Origin of the sequence: Snodgrassella sp. M0110 (assembly GCF_016101465.1) — a bacterium.
Classification (GTDB): Bacteria; Pseudomonadota; Gammaproteobacteria; order Burkholderiales; family Neisseriaceae; genus Snodgrassella; species Snodgrassella alvi.
Genome location: NZ_JACFQM010000016.1, coordinates 1 through 10,916, shown reverse-complemented (window position 1 = coordinate 10,916; position 10,916 = coordinate 1). Strand labels below are relative to the sequence as shown.

15 protein-coding genes are annotated in these 10,916 nt (G+C 32.1%); 11 read left to right on the top strand and 4 right to left on the bottom strand.

Translation table 11 applies throughout. The annotated features are described in order from the left end of the window. On the top strand, positions 1-524 hold a 524-nt coding region (locus tag H3T84_RS11760), incomplete at its 5' end, for an RHS repeat-associated core domain-containing protein (RefSeq protein ID WP_198219274.1). A gap of 2 nt (positions 525-526) precedes the next feature. Further along, positions 527-979 (top strand): hypothetical protein, encoded by a 453-nt coding sequence (locus tag H3T84_RS11755; protein ID WP_025315300.1) that lies wholly within the window; start codon positions 527-529, stop codon positions 977-979. Between the two features lie 538 nt (positions 980-1,517). Here H3T84_RS11755 and H3T84_RS11745 read toward each other — a convergent pair. Beyond that, positions 1,518-2,060, bottom strand: coding sequence for a hypothetical protein (locus H3T84_RS11745; RefSeq protein WP_198219272.1), 543 nt, complete (start codon positions 2,058-2,060; stop codon positions 1,518-1,520). A 39-nt stretch (positions 2,061-2,099) separates the two neighbouring features. On the opposite strand from H3T84_RS11745, the gene H3T84_RS11740 reads away from it, so the two are divergent. The 9 genes from H3T84_RS11740 to H3T84_RS11700 all read left to right on the top strand — a co-directional run bounded on the left by H3T84_RS11740 (position 2,100) and on the right by H3T84_RS11700 (position 8,415). Then, complete coding sequence (locus tag H3T84_RS11740) at positions 2,100-2,351, top strand: RHS domain-containing protein (RefSeq protein WP_198219270.1); 252 nt, start codon at positions 2,100-2,102, stop codon at positions 2,349-2,351. A gap of 116 nt (positions 2,352-2,467) precedes the next feature. Further along, a complete protein-coding gene (locus H3T84_RS11735; protein WP_198219268.1) occupies positions 2,468-3,097 on the top strand; it encodes a hypothetical protein in 630 nt (209 codons plus the stop codon). 106 nt (positions 3,098-3,203) lie between these two features. Continuing rightward, positions 3,204-3,521 carry an RHS domain-containing protein gene (locus H3T84_RS11730; RefSeq protein WP_198219266.1) on the top strand — a complete coding sequence of 106 codons (318 nt, stop codon included), beginning with the start codon at positions 3,204-3,206 and terminating at the stop codon, positions 3,519-3,521. Continuing rightward, the gene (locus H3T84_RS12575) at positions 3,463-3,657 is read left to right on the top strand and encodes an RHS repeat-associated core domain-containing protein (RefSeq protein WP_198219276.1); all 195 of its coding nucleotides are present in this window, start codon (positions 3,463-3,465) and stop codon (positions 3,655-3,657) included. Before H3T84_RS11730 ends, H3T84_RS12575 begins: the two co-directional genes overlap by 59 nt. Before the next feature lie 301 nt (positions 3,658-3,958). Continuing rightward, the gene (locus tag H3T84_RS11720; RefSeq protein ID WP_198219264.1) at positions 3,959-4,237 is read left to right on the top strand and encodes a hypothetical protein; all 279 of its coding nucleotides are present in this window, start codon (positions 3,959-3,961) and stop codon (positions 4,235-4,237) included. A gap of 636 nt (positions 4,238-4,873) precedes the next feature. Next, positions 4,874-5,164: a hypothetical protein gene (locus H3T84_RS11715; RefSeq protein WP_037474735.1), complete on the top strand. Its 291-nt coding sequence runs from the start codon at positions 4,874-4,876 to the stop codon at positions 5,162-5,164. Positions 5,165-6,460: 1,296 nt separating this feature from the next. Then, a complete protein-coding gene (locus H3T84_RS11710; RefSeq protein WP_174833574.1) occupies positions 6,461-6,631 on the top strand; it encodes a hypothetical protein in 171 nt (56 codons plus the stop codon). A 26-nt stretch (positions 6,632-6,657) separates the two neighbouring features. Then, the gene (locus H3T84_RS11705; protein WP_198219262.1) at positions 6,658-7,050 is read left to right on the top strand and encodes a DUF2750 domain-containing protein; all 393 of its coding nucleotides are present in this window, start codon (positions 6,658-6,660) and stop codon (positions 7,048-7,050) included. A 135-nt stretch (positions 7,051-7,185) separates the two neighbouring features. Then, positions 7,186-8,415 (top strand): hypothetical protein, encoded by a 1,230-nt coding sequence (locus tag H3T84_RS11700; RefSeq protein ID WP_198219260.1) that lies wholly within the window; start codon positions 7,186-7,188, stop codon positions 8,413-8,415. A 353-nt stretch (positions 8,416-8,768) separates the two neighbouring features. On the opposite strand, the gene H3T84_RS11695 is transcribed toward H3T84_RS11700, so the two are convergent. From H3T84_RS11695 to H3T84_RS11685, 3 genes are all read right to left on the bottom strand, one after another. After that, entirely contained in the window at positions 8,769-9,086 is a 318-nt protein-coding gene (locus H3T84_RS11695) for a hypothetical protein (protein ID WP_037474727.1), read from the bottom strand. A gap of 693 nt (positions 9,087-9,779) precedes the next feature. After that, positions 9,780-10,331 (bottom strand): hypothetical protein, encoded by a 552-nt coding sequence (locus H3T84_RS11690; RefSeq protein WP_198219258.1) that lies wholly within the window; start codon positions 10,329-10,331, stop codon positions 9,780-9,782. A 1-nt stretch (position 10,332) separates the two neighbouring features. Beyond that, positions 10,333-10,916 (bottom strand): RHS repeat-associated core domain-containing protein (locus H3T84_RS11685; protein WP_198219256.1); only part of this gene is annotated, 584 nt, incomplete at its 5' end.

Genomic DNA, 10,916 nt, shown 5'->3' with positions numbered 1-10,916 from the left:
GATATCAGGGACAATATTTAGACAGAGAAACTGGCTTACATTACAATACGTTCAGGTATTATGATCCGGATATAGGTAGATTTACTCAGCCGGATCCGATTGGGTTGCTGGGTGGATTTAATCTGTATCAGTATGCGCCTAATGGATTTACTTGGATTGATCCACTTGGATTACATGTATCACACGGAATTGATGTTCTCGCTGATGACTGGGCAACTAAAGGTGCCCATGCTCATATTGACAAAATGGAGATTGCAATAAAACCTGGAAAAAATGGTGAAATAATTTACAAACCTGTATTTAGCAATACGAATGCAGAATCAATTGCTTGGAAAAAAGCTACTAATAAATTAGATGATTATTTATCAAATCCTAGAAATAAAGCAAAAGTTGTCGACTATTTGGAAAATGCCAAGGTCAGGTGGCCACGTAAGGGAGCTGAATGGAACCATTTACAAAAAGCATTGAAAAAACATGACATAGTAAAAGGAAAACTTGGCAAAATGAAAAAGATAGGGTGTTAAATATGGAAATGTTAAATATAGATATTATTGATATTATTAACAATGGCAGTTTTTTAAAGTGTCTACCGTCTTTAAAGAGAGACATTTTTTTTCATTGTTGTCAAATAGAAACGATGAAATCAGCAACTTTGTATACTGCTAAAATAGGATTCTTTGATATAGAAATAGGTATTTATAAAAAGGAATATAATGACTACGAAATAATTAATTTATCTGACGATAAAAAGGATTCTAATTATATAGCTATTCATGATATGCATGGAATAATGACAATGAATTTCAATAATATATTACAGTCCAACATCATCCAATTACTACCAGAGTATAAAGTAAATCATATAAATAATATAGAACAAATGGAAATATGTTTCTGTAGTGGAAGTACTATAATTTATCAGGATACCGATTTACCACCAGCAATTATATCAAATACGTTAAAGTCTCCAATTTTATAAATTGTAATTAGATCTAAACATTCAGTTTATTCTAGAAATAAAATTATACTCATATAATAAAAATTAATAAATTAAATATTTTTAACATCAAATAATATTTAATTACCTAAATAAGGTAAATATTTTGATGTAGGTCCTGACTATTTATGTCATTAATATATTAAAAGAATATTTAGTAGGGAAAAATAGGATTGTCCTTTACTTATTATAAATAGACAGGATTATATTGATTGTGTTTTTAAAACAATTAAAGAAAATAGATAGTTAAAAATAATAAACCAATTGTGACAATAAAACCAGTTGTTTAGTCTCTAGTAGGCTTGACTTTAGCTATAATGCCTATAGCCGTGTTATCGGCAAATATACCCCCGACACCACCACCTATCAGTACGACCCACTGGGCAATCGCATCGCTACCACCCTGCCGGATGGGCGCACCATCAATAACCTGTATTACGGCTCCGGCCACCTGCACCAGATTAACATCGACTGCCACATCATCAGCGACATCGAACGTGACAACCTGCACCGCGAAATATTACGCACCCAGGGACGCCTGAACACCCAGTTCAAATACGACCGCAACAGCCGGCTGCAACGCAAACAGATACAGCGCAATCAGAATCCCATCCTGCCTGATATCCTCATCGAACGCAGCTACCAGTACGACAACCTCGACCGATTGGTAAGCAAAAAACACAGCAAACACGGCCAGACCGATTACCGCTATGATCACACCGGCAGAATCGAAGGCTGCCGTAATCAGAGATACTGGGAAACCCTGCAATACGATGCCGCTGCCAACCTGCTGGACAGCAAATACAGAGAAGACTACAGCAATCACAACCTGATTCGCTGTAACCAGCTCCTGTATTTCAGAGGACACCACTACCGCTACGACGAGCACGGCAGAACTGCCAGCAAACAGACCATCGGCACAACCCAGCACTACCACTACGATGCTGAACACCGCCTGAGCGAAGTACGCATTGAGCAAACAGGCCGCAGCCAGCGTTACGGCTACGTCTACGACGCCCTTGGCCGGCGTATCGAAAAACATCAGATAGACCGCGAAGGCCAACCCTACAACCGTACCCGCTTCCTGTGGGACGGGCTGCAGATGATTCAGGAAAGCAGCGCAGACAAACGGCAGAGCCTGTATCTGTATACTGATGAAGGCAGCTATGAACCGCTGGCGCGGATAGACAGAAACGGTAATCAGGAACAACACATCTACTACTTCCATACCGACCTGAACGGCATGCCGGAGGAGCTGACGGATGAAGCCGGTGAAATCGTCTGGGAATGTTCATACCAGCTGTGGGGCAACCGATACAGGAGATTACCCATAGAGAGATACAACAGAATCTGAGGTATTAGGGACGGTATTTAAACAGAGAAACCACTCCACACTAGAATACTTTAAAATACTACGATCTGGATACTATTAAGATTAGTTTGCACACATACATTCAGTAAACTCTACAAATGGGGGAAAGCATTTATATGATAAATAATGAAAAATTAATTATATTCCCTGTTCCTAATTGGAATAGAATAATTAGTTCTGATCTTGATTCAATGGCATATTGTATATGCTATCAATATAATATTGATTCGAATGGTTTTGGAGCTTATGGATTTAATACAGAGAAAGCCGAAAAAATAATAAGTAATACATTTCCCAATTTGATGTTTTTAGAAAAGGACAGTAAGGATTTTGTATCTTTAAAAGATACTAAAATTATTCAACAGTTTGGCATCTATCTATATGGCAATTCTGCAAAATTAGAATCATTAAAGATTGAATTGAAAAATTATTATATTGAAAAAAAGAAAAATGAAATTAAATTTAAAAAATCTTTGATCCCAATATCTTTACCCATCGAGCCTTTGATTATGTCATTGGTGAATAAGGATCAAACTCAAAGTTATACTATTAAAAAATTAGTAAATTCAAATATAGGGTTAATTTTTTGTCATCATTATATGCCTGAAGCAGGTTTAACATTAATAATGTTTGAAAAAAAAATATTATTAGAATTAAAAAAAAATGCTACTCATAATAAAGTGAATTTCGTCGAACTGAGTTCGATTGATGAAATGAAAGCTTGGTAAAATTGGACTTTACAATACTATTTTGGTGATTAAACCATACTATCTATTGGATAGTATAAAAAATAGAATAAACTGGACCCATCCAATACAAAAGCATAACCTGCAGATGATTCAGGAAAACAGCGCAGACAAACGGCAGAGCCTGTATCTGTATACCGGCGAAGGCAGCTATGGACCGCTGGCACGGATAGACAGAAACGGTAATCAGGAACAACAACACATCTACTACTTCCATACTAACCTGAAAGGTATGTCAGAGAAGCTGACGGATGAAGCCGGTGAAATCGTCTGGGAATGCTCATACCAGCTGTGGGGTAAACCGGTACAGGAGATTGCCCATAGAGAGATACAACAGAACCTGAGGTATCAGAGGCAGTATTCAGACAGAGAAAACGGACTCACTAAAATACTTCAGATGCTATGATTCGAATACAGACAGTTTTACCAAGTACGATCCGATTGGGTTAGTCTATGGATTTAATCTATATCAGTATGCGCCAAATGCGCTGATATGGATTGATCACGAGAGACAGCGTCCTAGTTGTACACAAACGTACTAAACATGTACGAAATTGCTATATAAGGCGATATAACAAAGCTGGTAAAAGTAAATATAGTTAAGAGAAAAAAATATTTCCAATCTAAAAATAAATATAAAAAACTAATCAATATCGTAAGCTAGAAAATAGAATTATGAAAAATCCAGATAGAGTTATTCAACAACGTAATGGAAGGATTCGTTATGAAAGGGTTATAATTGTGTAATAGGTATAAGGGTGGAAAAGGAGATATTGTTATTTATGATCCAAAAAGAAGACAGAATAATTACATCTTATTCAACCCATGAATAGAGTTAATATAATGTTAAATTTTTCATATTTATCTGATACTGATGGAAGTAAACCATCGTTACTTTTAAGCGACAAAAATATTGAATTGTTAAATGATGCATTTTTCTATTTAGAAAAAAAAACTGGAATTTATATTGATCCTTATGGTACAACAAAAGTTTATCCCGACCATCAAAAAATCCTAATTAATTATTTATCAAATAATAAAGACAATGAAATAAAAAAATTATTAGCTTATTTGAGAGAAGCAATTTCTCAAGATGAAGTAATACTAGCAGATGGAGATTAAAAATTAAGTATTCAGTCAAAAAATTATAATTATTAAGATATAAATATCGGTGTAATACCACGGATCTACCCGCAGCAAATAAACGGCAGAGCCTGTTTCTGTATACCGACCAATACGGCTATGAACCGTTGGCACGAATAGACAGAGACGGCAATCAAGAATAGCACATTTACTATTCGGATTGACCGGCAGATTCAAGCTTTATCAGTATGCGCCTAATAGATTGACTTGGATTGATCCATGGAGCTGGTGTAAATATTCTAAAAAAGCTTTTAAAAAATATATATAGAGAGTCAAAGTGATAAAATAAAAGTAAATTTGGGTTTAAGTATTTTACCTAAAGAACAAGGAGGTACAATAGTAGATCATGTTAAAAAGATAACACAGGATATATATATCAATTTCTGAAAATATATCTGGAACTGAAAAATTTAGTTTAGGTAATGATTTAGCAAAAATAAATGTAACTAAAGTTACGAAAAACGGTGCAAAATACATACCTCACAAAATGTTCAACAAGTTGTAAATACAAAGGGATTTTTGACCGATAGAAAAAAAGTTAAAAGCGCTAATGAGGGGCTATTTCAAGGAGAAATACCCTACGAAGCAATTGAAATTATTAAATAGGAGTAATTTATGCCATCGTTATCAGAATATGCAAATGTCTCAAATACAGTTTTTAATATTTTGGATAAAAAAGGATATCAAATTTGGTATGATGAGGAAGTAGATATGTATTGTGCCCAAAAAAATGGTTGGGATTTTATGGCGTATTCACCATGTGGTTTATTAGGTTTAGTTAATATTTATGAATTTAAAAAACCTGCAATTTATAAGGAATATTGGTGGAGAGATAATGAAAAAGATTTAGTAGATAATCTGAGCAGAAAAAAGCCTGAATATATTTCTGTCATATATCAGAAATAAAAGAAATCAAACTAGTTAAATCTATCTCATGAGGCTAAAATAGCTGAGAAACAGAAATTTACCATTTGTTTTTAAAAATTTATTATAAAAAGTGGTGTTGTAGTGGTCTAGATTTTTAGCCTCAAACATGGTTGTTATTAATAATTTACGTGATGATGTAATAAAAAACAGAGAAAACTTGATTAAAAATAAGAATTTTATAGTATTTTTTCGTTATTAAAGTAAAAAATTAAGATCTAAAAGATTATATGAGCCTTTAAACTAATTCTAAGCCATTAACTTAGTAAAAATTCTATAAAATAACCAAACAACACATTTCGTTATGACTACGTCTTGATGCATTAGAGTGGCATCTTGAAAAACACAGGCTCGACAAAGACAACAACCCTATAACAGTTCTGCTTTGTGTGAGATGGTTTAAGGATGATAGAGGAAACCAGTCCGAATCGACAGCAAAACCTTTACCTCTATATCGACACCAATAGCTATGAACCGCCGGCGCGGATAGACCGAACCGGAAATCAGGAAGAACATATCTAATACTCCCATACCGACCTGTACGGCATGCCGGAAGAGCTGTTCCCTGTCAGTGAGGCTGTAAAAGCTAATTATTCAGGCTTTTTATTAGATAAATTTAGAACCTATTTATAATAATTTAATTACTAGTTAAGGTTTACATATATTATATTTCTGATAGTAGTTAGTTTACACAGTCTGATACGAGTAAAGCAGGATATAATAAAATAAAAACAACAAATGTAATTCGAGCAAATAATCATAGCAAAAGAGCACAAGGTGCTATTCAAGGTAAACCCACGGATGTTTATATTACTACAGTACCTCCAGAGCAGTTGAATATCATAAAAAAGGGAAGGGTGGGTTGACTAAAGTAAAGAGTGCTCATTATTTTTTATTTGAGATTGACCGATCTAAACTTGTTTTAATAGATCGACAGAATGATTTTTTAAGACTTTATACAAAAGGAGATGTTAAACTTAGGGATGAGAATAATAAACTCAGAATAGATGTAAAACGTGGACAAATTTTTTGTGATAAAAAGTAATAATTTTGGGAGCATATATGGCAGAATGGACTGGTTATTGGTATGAATTTTATACTAACAAACCCATAGATTCATTCATTTGATCATTTTATAACAAAATAGAAATTTATCATTCTTATAAGTAGTATATTCGTACTGGTAATTAATGGCTAACACCTTTTTTCCATTCAGAAAATACGGAATATCATTTAGAGTATGGTTATAATATTGATCTGCAAGGAGAAGGTTGCTTTATGATACAAGCGCAAAAAATAGAATTGAAAGGAAAGGCAACTTTATTTGAATTCGAAGATGAAAGTGGTTTTGGTTGTAAACCTTATGATATAGATTTACGTTTTAATAGTTTATTCGGTTACGTACTTGTTAATATGATAATTCTGGTCGCAAGAATGAAACCAGTATAAACAAAAAATTTGAGGAATAATTATTCATGATATTATCAGCTAAAGAAAAAGAAGCTATGTCTAAAAAGGGAAGCAAAGACAGATATATCTATTGTATAAAAAGAATTGTCGACTCTGAGCAGGCCTGGGTATTGGATGATGATGGTTTTGCTTTATGTGGACAAAATGGTAGTGATAATGAAGTTATTATGTTATGGTCTGCGCGCGAATATGCTATGAATTGTGCCTTTGATGATTGGAAAGATTACAAACCAAAAGCATTATCTCTAGATTATTTAATGAATGAATTATTGCCTGATTTATCAAAAGAAAAAATTCTGGTAGGTATTTTCCCTGTTCCTACCTTATGTGATACTCCGGTTGTTGATCCAAAAGATTTATTACGTGATTTAGAACACATCTGTAGTGATTATTTTTAAATTATAGTTAAAGAGCAACATTAAGCTCTTCAGCTTATTATTTGAATATGATAAAGAAATTTTATAGAAACAAAGTAAATATTGTTTTTAAGCCCAAAATATTTTACTGCTATTAATAATAAGATATATAATGCTATGAAAAATTTTTTGAAATTATTAGATAAAAAAAAGATAAATTATTATTTTGATAATAATAAAATTATCATTAATGATAATCTAAATTTGAAAAAAAATATTAGTATTTTACCTGACAATCTGTTTATTTATGGTGATGTAAATTTAAGTGAAACAAAAATTCAAAAAATACCAAAAACCTTTGCTGTCACTGGTAGTTTAAACTTAGCATGGTCTGAGATTCAAGTATTACCGGATAATTTCCATATATATGGTAATTTAGATTTAACAGCTACTAAAATTAAAATGCTGCCTGAAAATTTATCAGTAAAAGGTAATTTAAATTTAACAGCTTCACTTATCAAGAAATTGCCAGAAAATTTATATGTTGGTGGAGATCTATGTTTAGCTAGTGCCTATTATATTCAAACATTACCAAAAAAATTATCAATTAATGGCAATCTAGATCTATCATATTCAGCGATCAAGGTATTACCTGATAATTTATCAGTGGCTAATAATTTAGATTTAACTTATTCAGCAGTTGAAGTATTGCCTGATAATTTATCTGTAGGAGGAGATTTAAATTTAGCAAATACAAATATTAATACCTTACCTAAAAATTTATTTGTAGGTGGAAATTTAGATTTAATCAATAGTAAAACTAATACATTGTCTGAAAATTTAACAATTGGTGGCGATTTAGACTTAGGATATTCTAATATTCAAACATTACCAGAAAATTTATCAATTGGTGGTGATCTAGATTTAAGATATACCAATATTCAAGAACTACCTAAAAAAATTTGTATTAATGGTTCTTTAAATTTACGTGGTACAGATATCAGATTTTTACCTGATAATTTATCTATAGGGAAAAATCTAAGTATAGCCAAAACACAAATTCAAATATTGCCTGAAAATTTATTTGTCGGAAAGTATTTAAATATTGAATCAACGCAAATTACGCTTTTATCCAAAAATTTATTTGTTGGTAATGGAATATATTTAGATATAGATAAAATACAAAATATTATTTACAGAGAAAATAGTAAAGATAATTCAAAAGTCATTTTTGCATGTTGGGTTAATGGAATGTTTTCCATTCAGGCCGTTGGTTTTTTTGGTTCTCTAGAAAGTTTTAAAAAAATGGTTGATGGAAAATATTCTAAAGAAATAGCCATAATATACAAAAAATTAGCAAAGGAATGCGTTGATGAATTGACTAAAAAATTAAATATTGCTGATTGAGTAGGTTAATACCACAATGTTATTTATTACGGTTGCATTAAAAATTATCTTATAGATCTAGTAATTAAATATTTAGTTTAGAAATCCTAAAAGTATATTATTGCAATCAGAACAGTTAATACTGTTTTATTTAAATTATTAAATTTTAAATAAAATAAATAATTAATAATAAAATTATAGTGAAATATTATTAAAATTAAAAAATAAGTGTTTTGTAAAAAGACGTTTTGAATAAAAAATTAAATCGCAATTATAATAAAAATGTGAACACAGCACTATCCAATTTTATACTAATAAAAATTAAAATTATTTTAATTAAATATTTTTATTCATGTATATTGCCGGTTTTATTATTAATCTATAAAAGCATCTTCTTCAAGATAATAAATCACAGCCTCCAGTAAATCGTCTTCAGAGGCATTAGGGTGGTGCTCCAGTTTATTGTCGATAATTGCACAAAATGTTGCGTACTCTAACCAAGATCGATATTTATCTTTCTGTTCATCCATATCATCATCTTCTTCTTCCGTTTCAGTCAGATAATAATTGGCTGATTCAATACATTTTTTCGTATTATCAAAATCTAAATCAACAAAAATATACCATCCCTCAGAATAAGGAATATTTTTAGAAATTTTCAATAAATTAGTGAACCCTGTTGCAGTTTTCATATTTGCCTCCTTTTTTATCTACATTCTTTTCCGCCATCCCATTTGTAGCGTTCGCCAGAACCAACGGGATACTTTGCCTTTAAACTGACCTTTTAAACTTGGTTGTACATGTTGAACAATTCCCGGATATCTCTGCGCCGCTTTCCCAAATCATTTTCAGTTCGTTCCACAGGAAAGAGGTGCGATTACCGGATTGATTTGCAATCTGATAATCACGGTTGCATCAAGCAATTGTGTATTCTTCGCAAATTCCCCATTAATTTCCAGTAAAGTAGCCAGTTTTAGTGAAATAAAATCTGTATTGTTACTTAAATAATAATCATAAAACAGTAATACATCACCACAACTTAATTTAAATACTATCTAAACATTCTTTGGATTTTTTAGATCAGATTGAATTTTTGTGTAAAATCACTAATCTCTTACGTAAGTCAGTTTTTTGCTGCTTAAGTAGTTTTATCTAAAATTTCTTTGTATTAAATCTGGGGCTATTTATATCAGTGGTTTTCACAGGGGAAATGTAAATATAGTCACACACCGTTTTCCTGAGTAAATTTTAGTCCGATTCATAGGAAAGTAGTGTAGTTGCCGAGTTGGTTGGTAAGCTATGGCTGTAAGGTTAATTTGATGCATGCAAGTGCTTGCATAGCTATCTGTAATTGAAAAATATTCCTTAATTTCAGGAAATTATCATTAATCTTCTAAATTCAAACCTTTGATATGATTATCAATAAAAAGCTGTCTTAATTTATCTGAAATAACTATACAAACTTCATCTTCTAAGCACCTTGCCATCCAAAAATCTTCAGTTATATCCTGCCTGAAAACAATGTTATTGAATATTCTTATTTCATTTGGTGTGCCAGCCAATAAACACTGGCTTTCAGACTTATCTATATCTATACAAGATAAAAAATGCAATGGATTAAAAACTTTAAACCCATAATGGTTCTGACCATTGATAATCACTGTTGCATCAAGTAATTGCACCTCTTTTAAGAATCCTTCATTATTTTCCAGCAAGGCGACCAGTCGCGGTGAAATAAAGCCAGGACCGTCACTTAAATAATAATCATAAGACAGTAATCTTTTTTTACTTATTTTTTTATTCAAGGTAAAAATCAAAGGTTTTTTTAAATAAATTTCCTGGCATTCAATTAAATCAACTCTTGAAATTTCCTCACTTTTAAAATGAAACCAGTAGCTATCCGGATAAACATCACCACACCTTAGTTTATATATCATCTCAACATCCTATGAATCCATTCTTTCGGATTGACCTGTTGTTTAAAATCTCAGATCCGTTACGCAAACCAGCTCTTTTTATATTAACTAGATTACGTAATTCTATTTTGTATTGATCCTGAGTCCAGTTATTATTCTCTCCTCTTGCTAATATTTTATCCATTTCTTGTCTAAACTCATTATTATAATTAGGATGATAACCCTTGTGAATCGTTCGGGTAGAATGGTAATCTTCCGAAATCGGCAGATACATTATATTAAAGGATGCATGAATTTCATAGCCACCAGCTTTTTCAATCAATGGATGATTTTTCAATGCCTGCGGAAGAATATGGTGCTTTTGAAAACCGGGAAAATTGGGCATATTTTTATAATTCCAGTTTTGTAAGCCCCACGGATCAATCCACATAAACGCATTGGGCGCATACTGATACAGATTAATACCACCCAGCAATCCAATCGGATCCGGCTGGGTAAGGCGGCCTGTATCCGAATCATAGTACCTGAAAGTATTGTAGTGCAGTCCGGTTTCTCTGTCTAAATACTGTCCCTGATACCTCAGGTTCTGTTGTATCTCTGTATGAG